Source organism: Chryseobacterium sp. CBo1, assembly GCF_001693475.1.
Lineage (GTDB): Bacteria > Bacteroidota > Bacteroidia > Flavobacteriales > Weeksellaceae > Chryseobacterium > Chryseobacterium formosense.
Genome location: NZ_MAUH01000004.1, coordinates 1 through 25,266, shown reverse-complemented (window position 1 = coordinate 25,266; position 25,266 = coordinate 1). Strand labels below are relative to the sequence as shown.

Annotated in this window: 24 protein-coding genes; 8 read left to right on the top strand and 16 right to left on the bottom strand. The window is 33.2% G+C overall.

The genetic code is table 11. The annotated features are described in order from the left end of the window. The first annotated feature begins 3 nt into the window (after positions 1–3). Entirely contained in the window at positions 4–1,698 is a 1,695-nt protein-coding gene (locus tag BA768_RS04070; RefSeq protein WP_065719809.1) for a carboxypeptidase-like regulatory domain-containing protein, read from the top strand. Positions 1,699–1,772: 74 nt separating this feature from the next. Here the strand turns inward: BA768_RS04070 and BA768_RS04065 are convergent, their stop codons facing one another. After that, positions 1,773–2,171: a hypothetical protein gene (locus BA768_RS04065; protein ID WP_065719808.1), complete on the bottom strand. Its 399-nt coding sequence runs from the start codon at positions 2,169–2,171 to the stop codon at positions 1,773–1,775. A 756-nt stretch (positions 2,172–2,927) separates the two neighbouring features. Here BA768_RS04065 and BA768_RS04055 point away from each other — a divergent pair. From BA768_RS04055 to BA768_RS04035, 5 genes are all read left to right on the top strand, one after another. Beyond that, positions 2,928–3,941 (top strand): nucleoid-associated protein, encoded by a 1,014-nt coding sequence (locus tag BA768_RS04055; RefSeq protein ID WP_047479060.1) that lies wholly within the window; start codon positions 2,928–2,930, stop codon positions 3,939–3,941. A 31-nt stretch (positions 3,942–3,972) separates the two neighbouring features. Beyond that, positions 3,973–5,700, top strand: a complete 1,728-nt coding sequence (locus tag BA768_RS04050; RefSeq protein WP_065719806.1) for an RDD family protein — start codon at positions 3,973–3,975, stop codon at positions 5,698–5,700. Between the two features lie 312 nt (positions 5,701–6,012). Further along, positions 6,013–8,220: an ATP-binding protein gene (locus BA768_RS04045; protein ID WP_065719805.1), complete on the top strand. Its 2,208-nt coding sequence runs from the start codon at positions 6,013–6,015 to the stop codon at positions 8,218–8,220. 8 nt (positions 8,221–8,228) lie between these two features. After that, on the top strand, positions 8,229–8,780 hold the full coding sequence (locus BA768_RS04040) for a biliverdin-producing heme oxygenase (protein WP_034674620.1): 552 nt from the start codon (positions 8,229–8,231) through the stop codon (positions 8,778–8,780). Between the two features lie 106 nt (positions 8,781–8,886). Continuing rightward, on the top strand, positions 8,887–9,813 hold the full coding sequence (locus BA768_RS04035; RefSeq protein WP_034674621.1) for a malate dehydrogenase: 927 nt from the start codon (positions 8,887–8,889) through the stop codon (positions 9,811–9,813). 71 nt (positions 9,814–9,884) lie between these two features. Here the strand turns inward: BA768_RS04035 and BA768_RS04030 are convergent, their stop codons facing one another. The 5 genes from BA768_RS04030 to BA768_RS04010 all read right to left on the bottom strand — a co-directional run bounded on the left by BA768_RS04030 (position 9,885) and on the right by BA768_RS04010 (position 13,183). Further along, positions 9,885–10,199 (bottom strand): hypothetical protein, encoded by a 315-nt coding sequence (locus BA768_RS04030; protein ID WP_228388287.1) that lies wholly within the window; start codon positions 10,197–10,199, stop codon positions 9,885–9,887. 108 nt (positions 10,200–10,307) lie between these two features. Then, complete coding sequence (locus BA768_RS04025; protein WP_065719803.1) at positions 10,308–10,697, bottom strand: RidA family protein; 390 nt, start codon at positions 10,695–10,697, stop codon at positions 10,308–10,310. Between the two features lie 77 nt (positions 10,698–10,774). Further along, on the bottom strand, positions 10,775–11,350 hold the full coding sequence (locus BA768_RS04020) for a Crp/Fnr family transcriptional regulator (protein WP_065719802.1): 576 nt from the start codon (positions 11,348–11,350) through the stop codon (positions 10,775–10,777). Between the two features lie 31 nt (positions 11,351–11,381). After that, positions 11,382–12,221 carry a GLPGLI family protein gene (locus BA768_RS04015; protein WP_065719801.1) on the bottom strand — a complete coding sequence of 280 codons (840 nt, stop codon included), beginning with the start codon at positions 12,219–12,221 and terminating at the stop codon, positions 11,382–11,384. Positions 12,222–12,277: 56 nt separating this feature from the next. Then, complete coding sequence (locus BA768_RS04010; RefSeq protein ID WP_065719800.1) at positions 12,278–13,183, bottom strand: NAD(P)/FAD-dependent oxidoreductase; 906 nt, start codon at positions 13,181–13,183, stop codon at positions 12,278–12,280. A 96-nt stretch (positions 13,184–13,279) separates the two neighbouring features. Between BA768_RS04010 and BA768_RS04005 the strand changes: the two genes are divergently transcribed. After that, on the top strand, positions 13,280–13,654 hold the full coding sequence (locus tag BA768_RS04005) for a Fur family transcriptional regulator (RefSeq protein WP_065719799.1): 375 nt from the start codon (positions 13,280–13,282) through the stop codon (positions 13,652–13,654). A gap of 4 nt (positions 13,655–13,658) precedes the next feature. On the opposite strand, the gene BA768_RS04000 is transcribed toward BA768_RS04005, so the two are convergent. The 10 genes from BA768_RS04000 to BA768_RS03955 form a co-directional block, all read right to left on the bottom strand. Continuing rightward, positions 13,659–14,450, bottom strand: coding sequence for an SDR family NAD(P)-dependent oxidoreductase (locus tag BA768_RS04000; RefSeq protein ID WP_065719798.1), 792 nt, complete (start codon positions 14,448–14,450; stop codon positions 13,659–13,661). Between the two features lie 51 nt (positions 14,451–14,501). Then, positions 14,502–15,083, bottom strand: coding sequence for a TetR/AcrR family transcriptional regulator (locus BA768_RS03995; RefSeq protein WP_065719797.1), 582 nt, complete (start codon positions 15,081–15,083; stop codon positions 14,502–14,504). 105 nt (positions 15,084–15,188) lie between these two features. Further along, on the bottom strand, positions 15,189–15,896 hold the full coding sequence (locus tag BA768_RS03990; RefSeq protein ID WP_065719796.1) for a hypothetical protein: 708 nt from the start codon (positions 15,894–15,896) through the stop codon (positions 15,189–15,191). 84 nt (positions 15,897–15,980) lie between these two features. Continuing rightward, the gene (locus BA768_RS03985; protein WP_065719795.1) at positions 15,981–16,793 is read right to left on the bottom strand and encodes a helix-turn-helix transcriptional regulator; all 813 of its coding nucleotides are present in this window, start codon (positions 16,791–16,793) and stop codon (positions 15,981–15,983) included. Between the two features lie 298 nt (positions 16,794–17,091). After that, positions 17,092–18,066 carry an SDR family oxidoreductase gene (locus tag BA768_RS03980; RefSeq protein WP_065719794.1) on the bottom strand — a complete coding sequence of 325 codons (975 nt, stop codon included), beginning with the start codon at positions 18,064–18,066 and terminating at the stop codon, positions 17,092–17,094. Positions 18,067–18,565: 499 nt separating this feature from the next. Further along, positions 18,566–19,303 (bottom strand): SDR family oxidoreductase, encoded by a 738-nt coding sequence (locus BA768_RS03975; protein WP_065719793.1) that lies wholly within the window; start codon positions 19,301–19,303, stop codon positions 18,566–18,568. A gap of 158 nt (positions 19,304–19,461) precedes the next feature. After that, complete coding sequence (locus BA768_RS03970) at positions 19,462–20,046, bottom strand: TetR/AcrR family transcriptional regulator (protein WP_065719881.1); 585 nt, start codon at positions 20,044–20,046, stop codon at positions 19,462–19,464. Between the two features lie 318 nt (positions 20,047–20,364). Continuing rightward, a complete protein-coding gene (locus BA768_RS03965) occupies positions 20,365–22,077 on the bottom strand; it encodes a S41 family peptidase (RefSeq protein WP_065719792.1) in 1,713 nt (570 codons plus the stop codon). Positions 22,078–22,152: 75 nt separating this feature from the next. After that, positions 22,153–22,692, bottom strand: a complete 540-nt coding sequence (locus BA768_RS03960) for a GNAT family N-acetyltransferase (RefSeq protein WP_065719791.1) — start codon at positions 22,690–22,692, stop codon at positions 22,153–22,155. Between the two features lie 12 nt (positions 22,693–22,704). Then, entirely contained in the window at positions 22,705–23,460 is a 756-nt protein-coding gene (locus BA768_RS03955) for a hypothetical protein (RefSeq protein WP_123947063.1), read from the bottom strand. Positions 23,461–23,575: 115 nt separating this feature from the next. Here BA768_RS03955 and pafA point away from each other — a divergent pair, with 115 nt between their 5' ends. Continuing rightward, complete coding sequence (pafA, locus tag BA768_RS03950) at positions 23,576–25,222, top strand: alkaline phosphatase PafA (RefSeq protein WP_065719789.1); 1,647 nt, start codon at positions 23,576–23,578, stop codon at positions 25,220–25,222. Positions 25,223–25,266: the final 44 nt, after the last annotated feature.

The following is a 25,266-nucleotide window of genomic DNA, read 5'->3' as shown; positions in this document are numbered from 1 at the left end:
AAAATGTTTTTAAATGCAATCATATTCGAAAAGCTGAAATCCGTATTTAATCAGTTAAATACAGTTTCGGGGCGTTATTTTCTTACATTTTCTCCCATTACTACAAGTTTTAATAATCAGGATTTTAATTTTTTAGATACTACAACTCCTGTTCAGTATCTATCTGATGCCTATGAAAACCAAATGGCGTTTGCACATCTCGCAAACGCCGTTATCAGAAGGCAGGATATTTATGAATTGAATCCTGATTCTTCTTTACCGGAAAATTATAAGAAAATATTTGATCATGCTAAACTGATAGAAAGCTCCCTTTCGGATGCAGACAAGCAAAAATACAGAGATGCAAAATCAGTTTTGTATCAGGACGATGGTCTTACAAAAGCAGCAGATTACGAAAAATACAGTAGTTACAAAGCTAAATATGAAGGCCTTGTACAAAATATTCAGGATCTCAGCGATAAGATTATGGCAAATCCTGACGATAAAGAAAGTTTGTCTAAAAAGCAGGAACTTGAAACCCTTCAGAATATAGCTTTTAACGACTGGCTTATTGACGGCGAAAGAGACAAGATCGAAAACGCACTGAAAATCGTTTCAAGCATCAGTGAACGTTCTGCTTTTGTATCTCAATGGAATCAGGAATATCTAAAACTCCAAAGTGAAATTTCCAAAGTAACAACAGTCGGGTCAAATATTGATTTTCTGCCGGTTTCATGCCTTCCAAACGATTTGTACAAGTATGAATATTCCGGATGGAAAAAAATCGTAATGGAAGAAAAAGAAATCGCTGATTTGGAAAATTCTGCAAAAACTTCATTGACAGATGATTTTTATAATACTTACGACAGTTCAGGCTTAAGCTATTCAAAAGTTGAATTTGAATATATTTTTGTTACCGTTTTAAGAAACTGGTTTAAGCCTAATCTTGTCAATTCCCAATTTTGGAATTTTTCTGATCAACAGGTTGTTTCGGATGAATCTGATCTCAACAAAGGGCTTTTGCCATCATACATCGAAAAATTTCTGTTTATCAGACGGGTTTATGCCTATAATAAAAATGTAAATCCTGAAGAAAATGAGGTTACGGCTGAAGAAAAAATTCCGCAGACTTATATTTTCAGAAATATTGCAAAAAACCTGAAAACGATAGATCTGGTTCAGCCAAAAATCATCAGAACCTCTAAGTTTAAAATGATTTCACAAAATAAGTTATTTTCAACGCCTGTTTTGCGGAAAGTGAAGTTAGAGAATGTGATCACAAATCAACCGATAATAAATAGATTCGATAAAAATCTGTTCAGAAGAAAAATATTATTTCCTATACCGGTCATCAATGTTGTTGAACAGAAAACCAAATTCCAGTTTAGTTTAATCTTTAAAGATGAGCTTGGAAATTATCTTACTGACATCAATATCTTATTGCAAAGTTCGGCAGACGGATCAACGTATTCTACAGAAACAGATAATGATGGCAAAGTTGTTTTCAACGATATGGAGAAAGGAGATTATACCATTTCCATTCAGAGAGAAGAGCTTTATGAGGATTCTTCATTCAGGTTAAATCTTAGTGAAGATGTTTCGAAAGAATTTATTATTAAGAAAAGACAAAATCCTTATTTTGATATGATTTTGCTGGGCGCTGTGAATTACAGGCTTCCGAATCTTCCCAATCCTTTGCCGGGATATGTTTTTTCGTAATGTTTAAAATTTCAAATTAATAGAAAATCCCGAAGCGTAATTGCTCCGGGATTTTTCGTGATATATAATGTGATTTAGTGTCTTTTGAATAATACTTCATCCATTTTGGTCTGCTTTACGTAAATTCTCTGAAAACTTAGAGGCATATATTGGTATAAAAGATTCCATTGATTGATGTCGGTTTGTTTTTTAAAACTTCTGAAAGATCTCACAAAAAGGTTTTCAATCATTTGTTTTACGGTTTTTGTTCCGTTTCTGTAAAGCCAATCCATCATTTTGATGTTATGGTTCACAATATTGATCTTTGATTCTTTCAGCAGGTTTTTCATGTGATCAACCGTAGTCTGAATAATTCCGGCGAAATTGTTTTGTGCGGAAAGCTGCACGATTTCATTCTGTAACGAAGGATAGAATATTTTTAAATGTTCAATTGCTCCACTTTCATTTATTACTTTCTTCTCAATATTGTTCATTTTTAAATATTTTTCAAAACATTCTTGTTTCAACCAAAACTGTACCAAAATAGCGGTTTTCAGATTAAATATTTTCTATTACTAATTTTTTATACACTTTTCGGTGAATTTATTTATTTTCTTTATTGATGAGGTTTTTAGACGTTTTTATTAATTTTGAATTTCTTAAATATTTGGTTATTAATATCTTTTTGAATTTGAATGTAAGAATCTTTTGTAATGAACCTCCTGGAAAATGTAATGAAATGAAATTGTAAAATTGAAAAGAATATTTATTTAAGAAAATTTGTAATAAAATCATTAATCCATTTATGAATATATACTCAGATTTGAAGTTTGCTATTAATATTTGTTTTATTAAAATTATTATTAAAGTATTGATAAGTTTTTGATTAATTTTTTTCATAATTATGAATTTATTTTATCAAAGATGCATCGGCTTAAGCTTTATAAAAAGGACATGGAAAATGTTAATTATTTACATTGAAATAGTATTTCTCTTGTGTGAAATTTCAAAAAATGCCTATAATGGTTTAAATATTAAACTTCGGATGTGTCAAAAATGTCAAATTTTGCATTTTTTGGATTTTTTGGCGAAATGAAAGTGAATTGTCGTGCGTTTTTTCAGCCAAACTTTGGAAATATTTTTTTTATCTTACTGGGTGAGTATTTCGGGTTTTACTTTAAAAGAAAATATATAAATTTCTCGTTTTAACTTTCAGAATAAATATATTTGCAATCCATAAAAAATCAACGATGTTTACAAAAATTGTAGTCCACAGAGTCGGAAATAAAATCAACGGAGAATCACTTATACTTTCACAGGAAGAGCTTCAACTGGATGAGGGAACTGTAGAAATGCTTGAAAATTATTTTTTAGGTTCATTTAAAACAGAAGAAACCTATCAGTTTTACAGCGATTCTTATTTGGTGAATAATCCGGTTTTCAGTTCGGTTTCTGAAATTTTTGATGACAAAGCAAAATTTCTTTGGGAAGCTGAAAATATTGCCAAACATCTTTTTGAAGCAGCAGAAAACCCAAGAGTTCAGGGTGGCGAATTGTTTATCGTTTTCTTTGAAGACGAAAGAGAAAGCGAAGAAAGAGTAGATAAAATCGGGATTTTTAAAACCGAAAAAAGAGAATCATTCTTAAAAATATTCCCTAAAAACGAATCTTTCGAGATCGAAAAAGATCAGGGAATCAGCCTTTCAAAAATTGATAAAGCGGCATTGATTTATAATAACAATAAAGAAAGTGGCTATGTACTTTCCGTGGTTGACAATAACAAAAACGGAGATATGTATTACTGGTTCGAAGATTTTCTAAAGGTAAAACAGCGTGACGATGAATATTTTCATACGCAGGAAGCTTTGATGGTCTACAAAGATTATATTGTAAAGCAGCTTCCACAGGAATTTGAGGTTTCAAAGGCAGATCAGGCAGATTTTTTAAATAAATCAATCAATTTCTTCAAAGAAAAAGAAGAATTCAAGTTGGATGAATTTGCAGCCGAAGTTTTGGGTGATGAGCATGTGATCGAAAGTTTTAATAATTTTAAAACCGATTATGAGCAGGATATGCAGATCAATATTGCCGAAGAATTTCCGATCAGTGAAGCGGCGGTGAAAAAAACGCAGCGTCATTTCAAAAGTATTATTAAATTAGACAAGAATTTTCATATTTACATCCACGGTGACCGAAAAATGCTAGAGCAGGGTCAGGATGAAAAAGGAAAATATTACATGCTTTATTTCGATAAAGAAGTGTAAAAAAAACTAACAATAACCTTAAAAAACTTACATGGGAAAAAATTACAAACTTGTAGCCATCAGTGCGATGGCTATATCCGTTATCGGTATTTTTAGCTGCTTTTATTCTTTTTACGGAGTCTGGAAAGGGGCTTCGCAGTTTAATACAATTTCCGAAGTTTTTCAGATTTTATTTGCTTTTACTACGCTTAATCTCAGTTTTACAAACAGATTTGAGCATTCCGATATCTGGAATTTCGTTTTTTATGTGCTTCTTTTTATCGGCGGATTACAGTTTATCAGATCAAAAGGTAAAGAAACCCGTTTTGTAGGTTTTGTTTTTTCTGTGATATTTTTGGATGCTATTGTCTTGTTGCTGCAAAGTACATTTTATAAAGTTTTCATCACGAACTGGGAAAATACAACATCAAAGCAGATCTTTTACCTGATATTGGGCTATGTCATTCTTTTGGGTGTTTTATATCTGAGTTTTAATATTTTAAAAATTATTAAAAGCCAGAAAGAAATTGATATTATTGCGACCGAACAGAAAACTACAGTTACCGATACAGGAAAATGGCAGCGTTTTTTTCATTGGATTATAGATGTTACCATCATGTCTCTGATTCTCATTCCGTGTGTAATATCTTTAGGATATTGGCTGATGGAATCTGATGTTTTCAGGGAAAGCGAAGGTCTTAAGATGTTTTTCAGAAGCAGATGGTCTTTATATGTCATTGTTCTTGTGTTCTTTTTTATTTATTATCCGGTTTCTGAGATTCTTTTTGGTTCTACGCCAGCAAAATTTTTAACGGAGTCAAGAGTAATTAATTCAAAAGCCGAATCCCCGAATTCCTCTACGATTTTTCTCAGAACTTTATGCAGAAATATTCCGTTTGATGCGTTGTCTTTCTTTGCTAAAAGAGGGTGGCACGATTCTTTATCGGAAACATACGTCGTAAAAGAAAAAAGAACAGGTTTTAAAACCAATAAACTGCTTTGGATCTTGCCTGTATTGGTAATCTATCTTGCTGTAATGTATTTTGGCAAAAGATATTATTCTGAATATACAGCCAATCGTGAAATGGAAAATCAGATGTCGGAAAAGATTGAATTTCTGGAATCTGAAATTAAAAATCCTAATGCAAGCCAGTTTTTTGTAGTCAATGACATTGATTATTACGGGAATATCGATAATTATGGTTTTAAGATCGAAAAGGTTGAAGGGAATGACATAAGCATTAAAAGAATTACGGGTGAATTTCTATCCGAATCGAATTTTTCACAGGCAAAATACCTTTATCTTCAACAGAAAGATACGGCTAAAACTTTCGTTATCAGAAAGGATGAGTTTGTGAAAATTTTTCCGAAAAACCGGAGTGAATATTACCGGCCGACAATTACTATGGAATTTTTCGAACCAGGAATACGCTATAATATCGAGAATGTTTACAATTTTGATCTTCCATTTTTAGAAGCGCAGATCAGTAATGCTACAAATGATTATAATGACAAAAAGGCAACAGTATATTTTACAAATCACGGAGCAAGCGGAACAATTACCAACATCAAAAATACAAACGGTGATATCAAGTGGAAAACAGTTTTTCCCGTTGCTGTAAGTAATCAAGTAGGTTCACCTGCTATGATCGAAGTAGAAAATTTTGATTTATCGGGCGAAAATGAATCTCAGATAGAGGTTTTGGATTCTCTTAAAAGAAAGCATTTGTATGTATTTAAAAATAAAGGCTTTCAAACTGAGATCATTAAAATAAAATAAGTATATCTCCTTAATATGTATTTTACTATAAATTTGTCTTTATTTGATTAAAAAAGTGATTTCTTTCAATATTTGAAAAAGTGAATTGTTATACTTTTCCATAACGCAAAAGTTAATTAATATTCTTTTATTTTAAATGTATATTGTTTAATTTTTTAACATTATTCCTTGTTTTATATTGATAAATTGTGGTTTATTTTTTAATAAATCATAATTTTTGTTAATTATTAATGTGAAAGTAATATAACATACCACATTGTGTTTATTTAGGCTATTAATTTGTCTACCTTTGTTTACTTATTTTAGATAGTTATGAATTTTGTAGAATGTCATGATGAGCCCATTCATATTCCGGGTTACATACAAAGTTTTGGGTATTTGATTGGCATTGACGCAGCTTCTCTTACCATCTCTTTTTTCAGTGAAAATATTACTGATCTTTTTAATATCGAAAATCCTGAAGAATTATTTGGAAAAAAAATATCACAGTTTCCGGATATTTTTCAGAATGTAATAAGTTCGGAGATTTTTATTGATTCCGGTTTTCTTTCCAGAAGAGATAATGAAACTTATTTTGATAAAATTGTTCTGAACGACAACCAATATCATTTTTCTGTCTTCCGCACCAATAATTATATATTTTTGGAGTTTGAGGCGGTTTTAGAAAATCAGCGAAAACGCATTACCAACAAATACGACAATTTCTACATCATCGATAATGACCAGGAAATCTGGGATCAACTTCTGAATACACTCTCTAATATCATCAATTATGACAGGATCATGGTTTATAAATTTATGAGCGATGGATCCGGTAAAGTAATTGCTGAAAAAACCAACAATCATCTGGAAAGCTATCTGGGACTTCACTATCCTGAACACGATATTCCGAGACAGGCCCGTGAATTATACAGAAAAAAGAGAAAAAGAATTTTTTCAAATGTTCATTCGGAGCCGATTCGTCTTTTAAGCCGTACCGAAACCAGTATTGATCTTACTTTTACTGCTTCACGAGCAATGTCGCCCATTCATGGGCAGTATGTAAAGAATTCAGGAGCGTCTTCAAGTTTCAGTATTTCGATTATTATTGATGATCAGCTTTGGGGGTTGGTAACGTGTCAGAATTCGGAGCCGAAACATATTGATCTTGAAGATCGTGTACAGGCAGGAATTTTCACGGTTTTGGCATCCAATGCCTATTCTTCTTTTAAAGCTAAAAAAGAATTAGAATACAGATTAGATTTAAATGAAAAATTAAGTCATCTAAAATCTGAATTTCTGAAATATAACACACTTTTTGAATCTCTGGAAGCCAATAAGTCGGAACTAAGAGTAATGCCAAAAGCCGACGGATTAGTTATTATTTCCGATCATGATGTGGTTACCGATGGCTTGACTCCGGATAGTGAAACGATTGACAAAATCGTAGACTGGGCATATCAGAATACAACAGAAAATGTATTTGTAAGCAACAGTTTTCTGAAAGATCATGGTACTGAATTAAACTTGAATTCAAATACAGCAGGAATCATTATCTACTTTGTCGAAAGAAGCAAAAAAGAAATTCTGATCTGGTTCAGAAAAGAGTTTGATGAACATATCAACTGGGCAGGAAACCCCGAAAAAAATATTGATGTAATTTCCAAAGACGGCATTGAAATCAAATATGTTTCTCCGCGTACTTCTTTCCAGGTTTTTACAGAAAACATCAGAGGAAATTCTAAAAGATGGGGTTCTAAAAATGTCATCGCTGTTGATTTAATCAGGGATCTTATTTTTGAGACCTCTCATAAACAATATATCACCATAAAGAAGCTGCATGATCAGCTGAAAAAGGTAAATGAAGAACTGGATAGTTTTTCTTACACGATTTCACACGATTTGGGAACTCCGCTTACCGTAATGAAGCTTAATGCTCAGATGTTGCTGAATAGCTTGGCAGACACTTCAGACAAGAACAAAAACAAAATCAATTCTATCATTGATGAGATCGACAATATGGCAGAAATGATGCAGAATGTCCTTCAGCTCAGTCGTGCGAAGCACAGCGAAATTCAGCTTGAAGATGTTGAAACCACACTCACTATTAAGAAAATTACAGAAAATGCAAAAATGACATATGATAGCCCTAAAAGCTTAGTAGTTATTAGAGAATGTCCTCATGTTTTAGCAGATAAGACCATGCTGCATCAGGTGTTTTTAAATATTATCAATAATGCCGTTAAGTATTCTTCAGATCAGGAAAATCCTGTTATTGAAATTGAAGGCACTGAAGAGGGTGATAAAATCATCTACAGAATTAAAGACAACGGTATAGGAATTCCTGAAGAGAATAAGCATAAAATGTTTAAGATTTTCAACAGGATGGATAATGCCAAAAAATTCAAAGGAAATGGAGTAGGATTGTCTATCGTTCACAGAATAATGAACAGACTGGGCGGAAATGTAGATTATGAAAGCAGTAAAGACGGAACATGCTTTATTTTAACCTTTCAAAAGCCTAAATTTGCTGAAATTTAAACAAGAATATGGTATCTGAATATCTAAAACAAAATACGGCAGAGTATCACGATGCGGCCGAAAAACTTTTTAATTCTGAGAAAATTTTTAATAAAACATTTACTTTAGAAGATTACAGGAAAATTATTCACACCAATTATCTGATGCTTCTTCATAGTGAAAACAAAATATTCAGCAGTCTTTCTGATAAATTCAATGAAAAACTTCAGCTTAACGAAAGAAAAAAACTTCCGCTGATCGAGAAAGATCTTTCCGGTCTGGCTCTGGATAATCAAAAACCTTCTCTTCATCTTGAGTTTGAAAATGAGCATGAAGCTTTGGGAGCAATGTATGTGATTGAAGGTTCTACTTTGGGTGGGAATGTAATTGCCAAGCAACTTTCTAAAACGGAAGGCTTTGATCAGGTGACGTTCAATTTTTTTGGATGTTATCAGGAAAATACAGGATCGATGTGGAAGAATTTTAAAGAAATTTTAGATTCTGAAGTGAAAGAAGAGAATTACAACGAAGTGCTTTCAGGTGCGAAGAAACTGTATACGTTTTTATTAAGCGTTAACTAATATCTCTTAAATAATAATTAAAATTCCCGAAAAATTGCTCAATTTTTCGGGAATTTGTACATTTGGGAAGCAAAAAATTAAACTAATAAAAAATAAATAAAATATTATGAAAGTAACTGTAGTAGGTGCAGGCGCTGTAGGTGCAAGTTGTGCAGAATACATCGCTATGAAAAACTTCTGTTCAGAAGTAGTTTTAGTAGATATCAAAGAAGGTTTTGCAGAAGGAAAAGCAATGGATTTGATGCAGACTGCATCTCTGAACGGATTTGATACAAAAATCACTGGAACAACAGGAGACTATAGTAAAACAGCAGGTTCTCACATTGCAGTAATCACTTCAGGTATTCCTAGAAAACCGGGAATGACCAGAGAAGAGTTGATCGGTATCAATGCAGGAATCGTAAAAGAAGTTACTGAAAACCTAGTAAAAAACTCTCCGGAAGTAATCATCATCGTGGTTTCTAACCCAATGGATACAATGGCGTATCTGGTACACAAAACTTCAGGTCTTCCTAAGCACAAAATCATCGGTATGGGTGGGGCTTTAGATTCTGCAAGATTCAAGTACAGATTGGCTGAAGCTTTAGAAGCTCCGATTTCTGATGTTGATGGGATGGTAATCGCTGCTCACAGTGATACAGGAATGCTTCCGTTATTAAGCAAGGCGACAAGAAACGGTGTTCCGGTAACTGAATTCCTTAATGACGAGCAACAAAACTACGTTATTGAAGAAACTAAAGTTGGTGGAGCTACATTGACTAAATTATTGGGAACTTCAGCTTGGTATGCACCGGGTGCAGCAGTTTCTGTAATGGTTCAGGCAATCGCTTGCGACCAGAAAAAAATGATTCCTTGTTCTTTGATGCTTGACGGTGAATACAACGAAACAGATATCTGTTTAGGTGTTCCTGCCATCATCGGTAAAAACGGAGTTGAAAAAATCGTAAACGTTACTTTAACAGCTGCTGAACAATTGAAGTTCGCCGAAGCTGCAAAAGCAGTAAGAGAAGTAAACGGAGATTTGAAGTTTTAATTAAATTAAACCTTTATATAAATAAAATCCGCGCTGGAAAAGCGCGGATTTTTATTTTGTTTAAACCTTTTTTATGAGATATGATTGGCTTTAATTCTTAGTTTTAAGAATACTAATAGAATCTGAGTTGTAATAAATGTGTAAAAAGGAATTGTAAAAGCAGGATAATTTAAAGCTTCAACTGAAACATAAATCAATCTACTTGCAACTGCAGTAATCATCAAAATAATACTTAGTATCGAAATTGCTACATCATATTTGAATTTCATTACATTAAGAACAATACCAGTAATTCCTAAAAATGCAAATAACTGATCAATATTCCCAAAGTCAAAAACAGTAAAACCTAACCAAAAAATAAATGGAATGGGTATCATCGATCCCATTAACATAATTAACGAATATGATATTAAGGAGAAAATTCTAATATACTTTATCATTATCTTATGAACTCAATTTTACAGTGTCTTGCTTTAGACGATTCACATGAAAAATTACTTTACAACCGTCGCTTCCATTTCAACTTTGAGTGTTTCAAACAAAGTTTTTACTTCAATAACAGTAGCCGCCTGTTGAATTCCATGTTTTGTAATCCAGGTTTGCCAGACATCAAAATTCTCAAAAAAAGCCGGATGATCTGTGGTGTATACCGTTAGGCGCACCATGTTTTTCAATTCAAAATCTGCCTGTGAAATTACTTTTTCAAGATTTTCAAAGGTTTTGATGATCTGCGTTCTCATATCGGCATCGCTCGATTTTCCATTGTCATCTATTGCGGTTTGTCCTGATACATACAGGGTGCTCTGAACATTTTTTACTTCTACGGCTTGTGCATAATTTCTTTCATTCTGCCATGTCCACGGGTTAATGATTCTTTTTTCCATGTTGAAAAATTTTAATGTATTTAATGGAACAAAGTTCGGCAGAAAACGGAAAATAATGCTGTGACGTGCGTCACTATTTACCTGGCCGATGATTCGTTGTACAATCTGCTTAAAGTTTCTCTGGAAAGCCCTAAATATGCAGACAAAACGGTTTTTGGTAAACGATGTATGAGTTTAGGATAATACTCTAAAAACTGCTCGTATCGTTCTTTTGCATTCATCGTCATGAGCGAAAGAATTCTTCTTTGGTTTGAAATATGTCCACCAATGGCTTTTTTCAGAAAGAAATCGGTCATTTTAGGAACTTCAGTCAGGAGTTGCTGATAATCATTAAAAGAAAGTTTTAAAACTGAAGTATCTTCCAGACATTGCAGGGACTGAGTAGCTTTGGTTTGTGTATAGAATGCTGCATAATCGCTTTCCCACCAATCTTCCATTGAAAAAGAAATGATGTGTTCTTTAGCTTCAGCATCGGTATAAAAAAGTTTTAGAAGACCTGAAATAATGAAATAGACGTGGTCAACCTGATCATTTTCGCTGATGATCATTTCACGTTTTTTGAAATGTTCCTCTGTGAAAAATGATTCAACAACCGAAAATTCTTCGTCGGTCAAGGAAATTGTTTTGTTAATATGTTCTTTGAGGACATTCATTTTAGTTTGAATTAATGATCAGTTTTCCAAATTATCTGTACAATTCAAGATCAAGAAAATTATTGTTTCTTAGAATATTCTTTTTTGCTTGATTCCTTTCATTTTTCCTCAGTTCTTCCAGATTTATTGTATTACCTTTTTCATCCTGTATGCTGATCATTTTGATCTGAGGATTCATTAATAAAAATTGTTCATTATTACCGATCGGATTTCTTCTGTATTCATTCCATTTTTTGTTAAACTGTTTCCGGTTAACTTCGTAAGTCTTTAATAAGCTAAAAGATTTAACTTTATGCAGGTTGTCATTCGTCTCATAATTGGCAACCAACTGAAAAGAGTGATGCTTTTTTGTGTCTTCTATGGCAACAATTAATCCCGGAAGATTTTTAAATATATTCGGTCCGTCCTGAAAAGGCAGATCAGTTGTAAACCAGGCTGTCCATTCTCTGTTTCCGAATTTCACAGTTGCTTTCTGGCAATTATAATTCTGAATTTTTTTATTCTCATTCAACAATTTCCAGTTCAGCTTTCTCTCATCATAGACTTTATAAGATTCCATCCCAATATATTCTAAAGAATAATCTTTGGCATCATGATAACTTTTCCAGATAAAGTTTCTGATATTTCCGGGAGAAAAATTTGCATCTCCGTTATTTTCTGATGATTTTAAATTTGATGAATCGCTTTTCGCTTTCATTTCGCTCAAAAATTCAGAATGATCTTTGAAAATCGTGAGTCGCATATTTTCAGTTAAAACGCTGTCAACTTTTGTCGAATCGGGAACATATTTATACTCGTAAATAAAACGATGATTTTGTGCGTTTAAGGATATATTCAAAACAAAAAAAAGAATCAGGTGAAGTTTATTCATTTGTGGTGTATCATTTGTTCAAATCTACAAAATTGATTGAATAATCTATCCCTGTTTTAAAAACAATCCGTCACCAATTCCATATTCACCATTGCTCCGGCTACATTTCCGGTCATGACAGCACTCGAAACAGATCGCATCATCGAAGAATTGTCACCACAAACAAAAACACCGGGAATATTTGTTTTCTGAAACTGATCGGTTTTTATGTGCCTGAAATCTGTAAACTCGCAACCCAATTGTTCAGGAATTTCCGAATGTTGGTGAAACGGCAAAGCTGCGTAAACGGCTTCAAAATTTACATCTTTTCCATCTGAGAATATTACGCTTTCAATCATTCCGTTTTGATGTTTTAATTCAGAAATTTCAGATTCAATAATTTGAATATTATTTTTGGCTAATTTTTCTTTTTGTTCATCCGTAAAACTGGCTTCTCCTCTTGTTATTATTGTAACATCTTCTGTAAGATTTTTAACCAAGGAAGCAATATGAACGGCTTTGTCACCATTAGCTATAATTCCTGTTTTTCTGCCTTTATATTCATAGCCGTGACAATACGGACAATGAATCAGCGAAATTCCCCAACATTCCGCAAAACCTTTAACATTTGGGATTTCATTGGTAATTCCCGTTGCTATAATAATTTTTTTTGAACTGAAAGTTTCACCGTTTTCTGTATGGATCTCGAAACCATTTTCTGTTATTTTAGCATTAATTGCTTTTCCATGAAAAAAGCTTACTGTTTCGTATTCTTTTACCTGTTTTTTGGCAAGAAAAGCAATTTCTTTTGGCGTTTTTCCGTCTTGGGTCAGGAAATTATGAGAATGTGGAGTCTGCTCGTTGCAGGGTTTTCCGCTGTCGATCACCAGAGTTTTTCTTAATGATCTTCCCAATGCCATGGCTGCAGAAAGCCCGGAATAACTTCCGCCGATGATGATCACTTCGTATTGTACTTCGTTCATAATTTCAGATTTAAAGTTTATTAAGGTATTCTTAGTTGAAATGTTTGTCAAAGTTAAAATAAATTTTTATTATTGCAACATAATCGCATTAATAAAATGATAAGAAGAAGTACACCTACGAAAGAAGCTGTTTTGAATGTTTTAGCAGATTCAAAAAAAGCAATGAGCCAGGATACAATTATGAAAAAAGTTTCTGTAAATATAGACAGAGCTACGGTTTATCGTGTTCTCAACCGTTTTTGTGAAGACGGAATCCTTCATAGAATTGTTGCGGAAGACGGGAAGCAGTATTTTGCAGTCTGTATTAAATGTGAAGAAAAAAAACTGGCAGATCATCATTTTCATTTCAGATGTACAAAATGTGAAACGATAGAATGTCTGCCGGTTGCCGTTCAGTTTTCTCTGGAAAAAGGATATTCTGTAGAAAGTGTAAATTGTATTCTGACCGGAGTCTGTAAAGATTGTGCTTGAAATTTTAAACCGTCTTCAAAACGCCGCCATCAGCTCTGAGGCAAGATCCATTCGTCGCAACAGAAAGCGGACTTGACAGATAAGTTGCAAGACTGGCAATTTCTTTAGGCTTAATAAATCTTTGTAATAAAGAATCTGGGTTGGTTTGCTGCACGATTGCTGCTTTCATTTGTTCGGTGGTTATATTTTGAAGTTTTGCGTAATGTTCAACTGTTGATGCGACGCCGTCAGAATATGTAGGCCCACCAAGAATGGTATTCACGGTTACTTCAGTTCCTTTTGTAAGCTTAGATAAACCGTTGCTGATTGCCATCATCGAAGCTTTTGTCATCCCATAATGGATCATATCTGCAGGAATATTCACACCCGATTCGCTGCTGATAAAAATAATTCTTCCTTGCTTTTTTTCAAGCATTGATGGCAATAAATGTCTTGATAATTTTACCGCACTCATCACATTGATTTCAAAGATTCTCTGCCACTCGTCATCAGTGATGAGCATAAAGTCTTTTAATTCGAAAATACCGACGTTGTTAATCAGAATGTCAATATCGTTAAGTTGTTTTAAAAGTTCATCGACTTGATTTTTATCTGAAAAATCAGCAGCAATTCCGGAAACTTTAGCACTTGGAAATTTTTGTTTTAAATCTAAAACTGCTTGTTGTGTTTTTTCGTTTTGTCTTCCATTGATGATTACTTCTGCACCTTCTTCTAATAATTGTTCTGCAATTGCAAAGCCAATTCCTTGCGTAGAACCACTGATGAAAGCTTTTTTTGATGTTAATTGTAAATTCATTATAATTAAATTTTATTTTTGTAATGATTGATCCAAAATTTGATAAAAAAATTAGCTGAGTACAGCCAATTGTAGTTCAATTTGTTGGGAAAGTATTTTCTGATCAGGATATATTCTTCTCAAAGTATTCAATCCGCACCAGAATGTGATAAGGTTTCTTGCCAGAACGGAAGCATCTGCCTGATTTTTAATTTTTCCTGCATCCTGAGCTTTTTTAATGGCTTCAGAATACATTTCTTCAACTTGTTTTAAAATCTGAATGGCTTCCTTTTCTAAGTCTTCATCAACAAAAGTCATTTCAACCACTGTGTTTGCGATAATACAGCCTTGTAAATGCCTTGTTTTATCAGAATTTGCTACGCTTCTGAAGAAATCTTTAATGAGCTCTATTGGATTTTCACTGTTTTTAAGCTCTTCTTTAAAATTTTCAAAATCTTTTCTTCTTTGGTTAATTGCTGCTTTGAAAACTTCCTTTTTTCCACCTTTGAAAGTATTATAAAAGCTTCCGCTTCCTGCACCTGTGATCTTCAGCAAATCATTTAATGAAGTTGCGGTATACCCTTTTTTCCAAAAGATGTCCTGCGCTTTTTGAATTAATTCTTCATTTTGGTGAATGTTTGGTCTGCCTCTCATTTTATTTTTGTAATGATCGATACAAAATTATGAAAAATAATTTTAATTATCAAAATAAATAAGACACATCGAAAATGTGTCTTATTTTAAAATATTCTATTAAAGTTATTTTTTATTGCTAATTGCTGAATCAGTTTTCGACTTTTCACCTGCAATCGACATTTTATTTTCAAAAGGTTTGGCTTCTAAAACCGTTATGCTCGTTTGTTCTTTTCCTAGATTATACTGTACAAAAACAACTTTTTCGGCAGTTCTGATAATGTAGGTATTTACGTTTTTCCAGTTGTTGCAGGAGTGCATGTATCCCAGATTATAAGCTTCGGGATCTTTCTTCTTTAATCTTTCTTCTTCACCTTCACGCAGTGGTTCGCCGGTATTGATTTTTACTCCGCCCACATTTTTTATAAGTTCGTCAAAACTTTTCTGAATTTCGAGTGGTGAAAATTTCTTTTCTTTAAAATCATCAGAAACCCGGATTTCGGCTTTATAGGTTTTACCTTCCATTGAAGTATAAGTGCCGTGATCATAAAAATATTCTTTATCAAAATCTTTAGTCTGCCCATTTCCCTGGTAAGAATTCGGATCTGTGAAAGAATAACCTTCCGGTAATTGAAAATAAGGGAAAGTTCCGTGAAATTTATCGGTTTCAGGAATTTTACTGATATTATATCCGGTATCAGAAATCATTTCTGTAGAATCTGCAACATCAGAACGCGTATTTTCTGTCTGAGAGACAGCATGATCTTCATCTTTTTTATTGCACGACCATAAAATAAATGTTGCACAAACGGTTGTTAAAACGATTTTCTTCATATTTCATTGAGTTGAGAAACATCATTTGCGCTTCTGTCCGTGCAAAATTGGTGCTAAAAGCAATCTGAAAAGTTTAAAATTATGTTAAATTAATTTGGAATCTACTTTCTTCACATTTTTTAATTCCGAAGGTGAAACTCCAAATTCTTTTTTAAAAACATAAGAAAAGTGGGAGAGGTCTTCAAAACCAAGATCAATATAAATGTCTGTTGGTTTTTTGTTTTCTTTATTAAGTAGAAAATGGGCTTCATGAAGTCTTCTGTTCATTAACCATTTCCCCGGACTTGTGTTAAAAATAGCCTTAAATTCTCTTTTGAAAGTTGATAAACTACGCCCTGTCATAAAAGCAAAACGTTCCATGCTGATGTTAAATTTATAATTGTGATTCATAAATTTTTCCAGATCAATTTTATGCGGGATATTGAAATTGAAGAAAATATTTTTCAGATCAGGATTATTTTTAAGTAAAATCATCAACAGTTCTTCACGTTTAATATCAACAAAAATATCATCCAACTTTTCTGTTCCGTTGTAATAAGGTTCTAATGATTGCACAAAATTGTTAATCAATTTATCTTCTTCGATAAATAAAAACGAATCTTTATGATCCGTTGGTTCTGCATAATAAGAATGACGCTCTAAAAATTTCTTCAAAAATGTTTCATCAAAAGCGATAATTACTTTTTCAAACTGCCCTTCATCTTTATATTTTGTATATCGAACCAGATGGTTTTTCCTTGCAATACAGTAATCACCGGGTTTCATATTGTAATGTTTATATCCATCGTACGAAGTCATGGAACCCTTAAGCAAAAACAAAAAGAAATGCTCAGGAATAAACTGTTCCGGTGATATTTCGGGACCGAGATGACAGGAATGGAGATTGTTGAATTTCATTTTTCATTAATTAATTTCGTTTGTCTTGAAAGAAAAAACAAGAATTCAAGATTTGGAAACTGTTGCAAAATTTTTTTTAATTCAAGATTTGCTTGAATTTATAGTACTTTTATGAATAACCTGTTGCTTTTCAACGGATACTATTTACACAAATTTAGTAAAGGTTTTTGAATTCTAATCATTTCGAGTAGGTTTTGCAAAAACCGTATCGAGAAGCTTTTTATTATATGTTCTCGACACAAAATTATTTTCCACTTTGTTACAAATAATTTCACTCGAACTGACGGTATGTTTATATTTAAGACTTCATTAAACTATCTGCGCCTGCCAGTAAAGCTTCTTCACGACTTCTTGGATTCCAGTTGAGAAGGATTTTTGCTTTTTGGTTTGACATTTCTTTGTAGAATTCTTGTCCGATGGGTTCCAATTTCTGAATATTTTCGGTGTATTGTGGTCTTTCTTTTTTGAACAATTCGGCAACATCATAAAAGCTCATCACACCTTCTGAAGTAGCTATAAAACGTTGTCCGGAAGCTTTCGGATTCAACATTGCTTTGATGTGAATATCTGCAACATCTCTTACATCTACAACGCCCATTGTGAAAGCCGGAGTGTATTCTAAGATTCCATTTAAAATTCCAGAAACCGCAATATCCAGCGATGCAGAAGTGATTCCGCCAATGGCAGGACCAAAAATTCCGACAGGATTGATCACCGATAATTCCAAACCGTTACCTTCTTTTTCAATGAATTCCCAAGCGGTTTTTTCAGCCACCGTTTTTGATTTGATGTAAGCAGGAAGTTCAGCATTCACATCCGTCCAGTCTTCCTCGGTGAAAACATGGTCTTCAATGTCTTTGCTGTAGCCAACTGCCGCAAAAGATGAGGTCAAAATAACTCTTTTCACACCCGCATCTCTTGATGCTTTCAAAACGCGCAGAGCTCCGTCTCTTGCAGGTATGATAAGCTCGTTTTCATCCTTCGGATCTTGTGCAGGGAAGGGAGATGCAACATGAAGAACATAGTCGCAACCTTTTACTGCTTCGTCCCAATTGGTGTCGCTCGTAAGATCTGCTTCAATAAATGAAAGGTGTGAGAAATCTGTAATTCCGCCTTCTTCCAATGCTTTGATGATAGTGTCTTTTTTTGCGAGTGAACGAAGTGTTGTTTTCACCTCATATCCTTGCTGTAATAGTTGCAGGACGGTATGAACTCCTAAAAATCCCGTTCCTCCCGTTACCAAAACTGTTTTCTTTGTCTGTACGTTTTCCATTTTTATTTAAATTTTACAGGACAAAGTTGGGGTTTATTTGAGAGAGGGATTTTGTTGTGGGGTTCTTTTTTTGTTTGTTGTGAGGGTCACGAGTTTCTGTCAGATTTTTATCATAACTTTTATGCTTGAAAACACTTCTATTGGTGATCGCTTTTTCAGAACTAATAATACTCGTTGTGCATTTGTTTTTTGTTTTTCGAAAATAAGTGAAATGGCTTCATTTATCTTTTATTTAAATATTATTGTTGTTCTTTGGTTGTCCTTGCGTGGTAATTATTGTAATGCTAAACGAAGCTTTTATAAAAACATTTGCTTTTTTAAGTTAAACAAAGCCATTCGTTTACATAAGAAATACAAGAAAAAAAATGATTATCAATTAGTTATTTTTGTTTCAAAATGCACAGCAGATATGATAATTTAAGTATAAAAAAATCTCCCACGAAAGACTCGCGAGAGATAAAATATATGGAATCAATTCCGATCAGGAACGACGGTATTTTTAGTTGTTGAAAGTAGCGAAAGCACCTTCTGTAGCGGCAAAGAAATTGTCGTACAACAGACCGGTATTTCCTACGCGAATTTCATAAATATCTTCCTGAAGAGCTTTCACCAAATCATTGGCAACATCTGAAGCCGGAATACCGTTTTCTCTGCCTCCGATTTCTACGGAAAAATCGGTGTTTACCAAAGGTGGCATCAATTCAAAAACTTTTACGTTGGTGTCTTTTGCCAGTTCGTATCTCAACAATCTGGTGTGAGAATGTAGCGCGGCCTTAGAATCCGAATACGTCGGAAGGTGCGAACCGGGAACGAATCCTACGATAGACGAAACGTTCACGATGGCTGCTTCAGTTTGTTGTTTCAATGATGGAAGGAATTTTTCTGAAAGTCTGATCGGTGCAAAATAATTGGTTGTAAATTCTGAAACGGCTTTGCTGTAAGCGTCTCCGTCATTTGCAACGTTGTAGATATAAGCACTTCCGGCATTGTTGATCAGAATATTCAGTCCTCCGAAATTCACTTTTACTTCTTCTACCAATCTGTCGATATCCGCTTCATTCGTAATATCCGCTTGAATCGTGAAGACATTATCTAAATCTTTCGCTGCAGCTTCTAATTTTTCTTTGTTTCTTCCAACGATGATGATTTTATTCGAAGGGCTTAATGCTTTTGCAATTTCTAATCCGATTCCTGATCCTCCGCCAGTAATTAAGATGGTGTTGTTTGTAATAGTCATAATAATTTGTTGTTGTTTAAGTTATATTTTAAAATTATAAATTGTACTATTTGGTACAAAATTGTGTAAAATTTTTTTTGGTGATGAAGCTTGATAATTGGAGCCCAATACTTCGCGCTAACGAACTTCAAGGTTCCATCATCCCACTTTCAGCCACATCATTTCAGTAATCTCAAATTCATTTCAATCATTGATCTGAGGATTTTCGGAGAGTTTTCCATACGTCTTGTGACATGGATTCCGTTCCATAAATTGGTTAAATGCCAAGCCAGAATTTCAGCATCTTCCAGCGTTTTCAATTGTCTGTTTTCTTGGGCATTTCTGATGGCTTTTGCGAAAATTTTCTGCAAACCTTTTAATAATTCAGCTGTGATTTTTTTTATATCTTCATCTTTTTCAGAAAGCTGAACCAATGCATTTCCAAGATAACAGCCTCTTTCGATATCGCAATTATCAGCATCGGAAAGCATTAAAAAAAACTGTCTGATAAATTCAATCTGATTGTCCGATTTTTCAATCGCATGCCCGATTTTTTGATTAAAACCTTCAGCAAACTGCTTGATAGAACGAACGTACAATTCCTGTTTTCCTCCTTTAAAAGCCAGATAAAAACTGCCTTTTCCGATTCCCATGGCATTCAGTAATTCATCTGCAGAAGCCGTGTCGTAGCCTTTATTTCTAAAGACTTCGGTCGCTTTTTGAATCGCTTCCTGCTCATTGAATATTTTGGGTCTTCCCGCCATTTCTTTATTTTGATAAGACAAAGGTATACAATTGTACCGATTAGTACAAAATAAAATTTTAAATATGTTTTATTGATTTTGTCGATGAAGTTTTTGATTGTGAGGTTGGAGCGTAATTTGTTGGTTTTTCGAAAAGGCGCAAAGTTTTTTTAATAATGTTGTTCTAAGGCGCAAGGATTTTATCGAAGATAAAATTTAATAGTGCAAAATTAATATTCTCATGGTAAATACCTTTGCTGAAAATCTTTGATTTTCTTGCGTCTTAAAAACGTTACTATCATAAAAAACTTTGCGTCTTTGCGTTTTTCCAACAAAGAATTATTTAACGGAGTTCAAAACCCTTTCAAATTCAAGATCGCGCTTGTTGAGAAAATCCTGATCTTTATAATGTACGATTTCATTAATTCGGATTCCGGTTTGTTGGGTTTGGGAATTATCAGGATAAAAAATTCCGTTTCCTGTAAATTCTAAAACATAATCTCCCGGTAGAATAACTCTCACCACATCTCCGTCTCCGCCTGAAGTTTGTTGACCAATTGTAACAGATTGCGGGAAAATTTTCTGTAAACTCATAGAATACCATTCACTTGCACTGCGGGTTTCTGGATTTACCAGAATGAAAACTTTTCCGGAGTAAGTATGCGTTGTTTTTTCTTTAATTTCAGGAAAATTTTGTATTGGTTTATCCAAATGATAGAATGTGCCTACGTTTTTTAAATTCGGAGCGTAATATTTGTGAAAATAATTTTCAACAGGGGAAAAGTATTTGTAAACATAATGAAATACAAAACCACCCCAATCAGGATATTCTCTCATGTCGAAAACAATTGCTTTTTTCTGTGCTGCATCTCCTAAAATTTTTTCCATCACATCATCTATCTTATCATCATCTATGTTGTCTATAAACTGTAAAGTTCTGTTAATATTGAAATAAGCAATATTTTTATCAACAAGATTATGATTTCTTTTGTCCATTATTTTTTTGCCGACGTATTCTGCAATTGCCTTATTTTGTGACTTATCTTTTGGATCTGCAAAGTCTATGCTTGTGATGAATTTTTTGTTCTGCTGAGATTTTACAGTCAGTTTTTTCTGTTTGTTATTGTTTGGCCAAATCAGGTTTTCCTGATATTTTGAAAGTTCATAAACGAGTTTATTCCGATTAGAAACCGAAAGTAATTTAGATTTTTCATCAATAATCTGTTTGATACTTTTTCCGTCAATTTCTGTTATTTGGTCGCCAATATTAAGATTTGCTTTAGAGCAAATCTCAGGAAAAATAATATCCGTAATCAATAAATGATCATCAACGATTTGATAATCAAAAGGTGCGTAATACAATCCGTTAAAAATATCACCTCTGAAATTAAGCTGAGTATAAAAACTGAAAGCGTGACTATCCTTAAACTTTGAAACCAACTTTGCCAATATCACTTCAAAATCTTTTCTTGAATTGACAGATAAATTTTCGTCTAAAGAGTTTTTAAAATAATCATCAAAACCTTTATCCATAATGTATTTGTGAGGAAAAAGATAATCAACAATTCCCTGAATTTTTGCTAAAGTCAGTAAACGGTATTCTGGTGGAAGATTTTCTGTTTTTGGGAAAGAATATTTTTTTTCATCGCTCACCGATTTTTCTTTTAATAATTCGAAATTGAAACGGTGATTGTAGATCGTATTCAGCAGATTTTTATTTTCAGAAGAAATTTTTCCGTTTTTCCGGAACCAGTTGAAGTTTTGATTTTTAGCTAAAATGTCTTTTGACGTATCTGTTGGAGCAGGATTCGTTAAATTTTTATTTAAATTCTGAGATAATTTAGTAATAACAGAATTAAAATTATCTTTTGAATTGATATTTTTAACTGTAACTAAAAACAAGCTATCTGCGTTTACTTTTCCGCTGGCTACATCGGGGTGATAATATTTAATAAAATTCCAAGTTTTGATGAAATCGTAATATTGATTTTTCTGAGCGAAAATTATTTGATGAAGAAAGATAATAAATATAGACGTGATTGTTTTTTTCATGATAATTAGTAATTTTTAAAGATAATATATATCAGTCAATTAAAAATATTAATTATCAATCAATGAATTTATATTTTAAATCAAGACTTCAAAACTCATGTATAAAGCCGTTTCTATGGAATCTTTATAGAGTTTTGTATTAATTCCTGTGATCGAAAAACCTACATTTTGAAAGAATTTGATAGCCGGATAATTGGTGTTTTGAGTTTCGAGTTCAACCAATCTGCATTGAAGTTCTCTTGCTTTTCGGTTGATATTTTTGATGAATAATTTTCCGATATTTTGTCCGCGAAACTTTTCATCAATTAAAATATTTTCAATAAAAAGACTGTTATTCCATTCCCTGAAATCACAGATTGCCCAACCGATTAATTCACCATTTTCAAAAGCTCCGAAGGAATTTCCCTGTTCAATAATTTCATTCAAATCATCAATATCTTCAGAAGTTGTTTCCCAGATTTTTTTATAATGTTGATTTTTTTCTCTTAGATTAAATTCAAAAGTATTCCCGATTTCTATTGTTGAAATTGCAATGACTTTGTCGGTTTCATAACCGTTTAAGCCCCAGTTGATAGTTGTATTTTCATTTATTTTTTCTAGTTTTTTGATTTCCATAAAGTATTAGGATTATTCAATTTTAATGGTTGGTAAAGCTTCTTCTTTTTCGAAGTTTTCCCAGATATATTCCATGTTTGGATAAAAGCAACCGTCTTTTTGAAGATCAATATATTCGGATGAAATCTTGTGTATATCGAATGACTGTAAACTGTTTTCTTTTAGAATATTTAAAGCTTTATTAATCTCTTTTTCAATTTTTTGGCTTGATGTCCAAGGATAATAATTGATGAAAACTTTTAAGCGATCAATTGCAAATGCATATCTTTTAATTTTTGAGGTATAAAAAGGATCATACTTTTTATTTAATTTCTTTAATTTATCTGCATCTATTTTATTAATATCGTTTTCAAAAAGCTGTGGTTTATAAAAAACATTAATTTCAATATCGCCAAAACTCAGAAATCCTTCAGCAAATTTATTCCAATTGTAAAAAACCCGTACAGTTCTGCCTTCAATTGTTTTAATTAAGCCCTCATATTTATCAATACTTTCTTTTTGAAACCCTTTTTGTCTTAATTCTGTGAAAATTTTTCTTTCAAAGATTTTAGAATGGACTTTTTTCCCTATAGAATCACTTATCCAAATTAGGATTGATACAAAAATGGTAAAAAGGAGAGAGAGAATAAGACTAAACCAAAAATTTTTACTTGATAAAAAAAACGGAATAAAAATGATAAAAAAGATGAATAAATTTGCTACAAAAGTTGGATTTCCATCGATGAAATAACTTCCGTTCTCTCGTTTTTTTATGGTTAAAAGTTTCATTAAATTAAATTGACTGTAAGTAGTATAAGAACTATAATGACTTTCAAATTTAATCAAAATTTCACACACCCAACCTTTAAAACCCTTAAATTTGTGGTCACAAAAAATTTATTCAATGCTTAGGAAAATTTCAATTGCGGCAGCAACGTTTCTGTCTGTGATTACAATCAATGCTCAGAAAAATAAGAATTCACAGGTCGAAAGACCAAAACTTGTTGTAGGTTTGGTCATTGATCAGATGAGGTGGGATTATTTGTATCGCTATTACAGTAAATATGGCAACGATGGTTTCAAAAGACTTTTAAATAAAGGATATTCTTTAAATAATGTGCATATTCCGTATGTTCCTACCGTTACGGCTTTGGGACATACTTCGATTTATACAGGTTCGGTTCCTGCCATTCACGGGATTGCAGGAAATGACTGGACCGATAAAGAAACCGGTAAAAATGTTTACTGTACAACTGACGAAAGCGTAAAACCGGTCGGAACAAGCAATGTGAAAGTAGGAAGCCATTCTCCAAAAAATCTTTGGTCGACAACAATTACCGATGAGCTGAAATTAGCAACCAATTTTCAGGGTAAAGTTATTGGGGTGTCTTTAAAAGACAGAGCTTCAATTCTTCCTGCCGGTCACACGCCAAACGGAGCTTTTTGGTTCGATGATTCTACAGGAGATTTCATTACAAGTACATGGTATATGAATGATCTTCCACAATGGGTAAAAGATTTTAACGCACAAAATCTTCCCGATCAGTTGGTCGCAAACGGTTGGAATACTTTATTACCCATCAATCAATATACCGAAAGTACACCCGATAATTCATCTTGGGAAGGACTTTTAGGAAGTTCAAAAACGCCTACTTTCCCTTATTCTAATCTTGCGACAGATTATAAAACTAAAAAAGATAACATCCGATACACCCCTTTCGGAAATACTTTAACCCTGAAATTGGCTGAAGCTTCTGTGGAAGGAGAAAAACTGGGAGCAGATAATGTAACTGATATTTTAGCCATCAATTTGGCTTCAACAGATTATGCGGGACATAAATTCGGACCCAATTCAATTGAAGTAGAAGATGTTTATCTGAGACTTGATCAGGATCTTGCGCAATTTTTTGCATATCTTGATAAAAAAGTAGGGAAGAACCAATACACCGTTTTTGTATCTGCAGATCACGGTGGAGCGCATTCAGTTGGATTTCTTCAGGAGCATAAGATTACAACAGGTTTCTTTGGAGAGGGAATGGAAAAGAATCTTAATGAAAAGCTTAAAATTAAATTTGGTGTCGATAAATTGATTAACGGTGTCGACAATTACCAAATTTATTTCGACAGAAAATTAATTGCGGATAATAATCTTGATTTGGAAAGCATTAAAAAGTTCGCGGTTCAGGAATTGGAAAATGACCCTTCAGATTTATATGCAGTTTCTACAACAGCAGTTCAGGAAGCGAGTATTCCGGAGCCTATTAAACAAAGAATTATTAACGGGATCAACAGACAGAGAAGTGGCGATATTCAATTGATTTCTCATGATTCGATGCTTCCGCCATATTCTAAAACCGGAACAACACACAGCGTCTGGAATTCTTATGACGCACACATTCCATTGATTTTTATGGGATGGGGTATTAAACATGGTGAAAGCAACAAAGCCTATCACATGACCGATATTGCGCCGACAGTTTCTGCTTTGCTGCATATTCAGTTTCCAAGCGGAAATATAGGAAATCCGATTACGGAAGTTTTAGGAAGATAAAATTTATTATATGTAAAAGACTAGGGCGCAGCAAAACTGCGCCC

Coding starts and splice junctions, on each gene's coding strand:
- BA768_RS03955 (WP_123947063.1), bottom strand. CDS start 23,460: ATGAAACTTTTAACCATAAAAAAACGAGAGAACGGAAGTTATTTCATC.
- BA768_RS04000 (WP_065719798.1), bottom strand. CDS start 14,450: ATGAATTTACAATTAACATCAAAAAAAGCTTTCATCAGTGGTTCTACG.
- BA768_RS03980 (WP_065719794.1), bottom strand. CDS start 18,066: ATGGAAAACGTACAGACAAAGAAAACAGTTTTGGTAACGGGAGGAACG.
- BA768_RS04025 (WP_065719803.1), bottom strand. CDS start 10,697: ATGGAAAAAAGAATCATTAACCCGTGGACATGGCAGAATGAAAGAAAT.
- BA768_RS04010 (WP_065719800.1), bottom strand. CDS start 13,183: ATGAACGAAGTACAATACGAAGTGATCATCATCGGCGGAAGTTATTCC.
- BA768_RS04030 (WP_228388287.1), bottom strand. CDS start 10,199: ATGGGATCGATGATACCCATTCCATTTATTTTTTGGTTAGGTTTTACT.
- BA768_RS04015 (WP_065719801.1), bottom strand. CDS start 12,221: ATGAATAAACTTCACCTGATTCTTTTTTTTGTTTTGAATATATCCTTA.
- BA768_RS04055 (WP_047479060.1), top strand. CDS start 2,928: ATGTTTACAAAAATTGTAGTCCACAGAGTCGGAAATAAAATCAACGGA.
- BA768_RS04065 (WP_065719808.1), bottom strand. CDS start 2,171: ATGAACAATATTGAGAAGAAAGTAATAAATGAAAGTGGAGCAATTGAA.
- BA768_RS03965 (WP_065719792.1), bottom strand. CDS start 22,077: ATGAAAAAAACAATCACGTCTATATTTATTATCTTTCTTCATCAAATA.
- BA768_RS04035 (WP_034674621.1), top strand. CDS start 8,887: ATGAAAGTAACTGTAGTAGGTGCAGGCGCTGTAGGTGCAAGTTGTGCA.
- BA768_RS04045 (WP_065719805.1), top strand. CDS start 6,013: ATGAATTTTGTAGAATGTCATGATGAGCCCATTCATATTCCGGGTTAC.
- pafA (WP_065719789.1), top strand. CDS start 23,576: ATGCTTAGGAAAATTTCAATTGCGGCAGCAACGTTTCTGTCTGTGATT.
- BA768_RS03985 (WP_065719795.1), bottom strand. CDS start 16,793: ATGAAATTCAACAATCTCCATTCCTGTCATCTCGGTCCCGAAATATCA.
- BA768_RS04050 (WP_065719806.1), top strand. CDS start 3,973: ATGGGAAAAAATTACAAACTTGTAGCCATCAGTGCGATGGCTATATCC.
- BA768_RS03990 (WP_065719796.1), bottom strand. CDS start 15,896: ATGAAGAAAATCGTTTTAACAACCGTTTGTGCAACATTTATTTTATGG.
- BA768_RS03960 (WP_065719791.1), bottom strand. CDS start 22,692: ATGGAAATCAAAAAACTAGAAAAAATAAATGAAAATACAACTATCAAC.
- BA768_RS03975 (WP_065719793.1), bottom strand. CDS start 19,303: ATGACTATTACAAACAACACCATCTTAATTACTGGCGGAGGATCAGGA.
- BA768_RS03970 (WP_065719881.1), bottom strand. CDS start 20,046: ATGGCGGGAAGACCCAAAATATTCAATGAGCAGGAAGCGATTCAAAAA.
- BA768_RS04070 (WP_065719809.1), top strand. CDS start 4: ATGTTTTTAAATGCAATCATATTCGAAAAGCTGAAATCCGTATTTAAT.
- BA768_RS04005 (WP_065719799.1), top strand. CDS start 13,280: ATGATAAGAAGAAGTACACCTACGAAAGAAGCTGTTTTGAATGTTTTA.
- BA768_RS04040 (WP_034674620.1), top strand. CDS start 8,229: ATGGTATCTGAATATCTAAAACAAAATACGGCAGAGTATCACGATGCG.
- BA768_RS03995 (WP_065719797.1), bottom strand. CDS start 15,083: ATGAGAGGCAGACCAAACATTCACCAAAATGAAGAATTAATTCAAAAA.
- BA768_RS04020 (WP_065719802.1), bottom strand. CDS start 11,350: ATGAATGTCCTCAAAGAACATATTAACAAAACAATTTCCTTGACCGAC.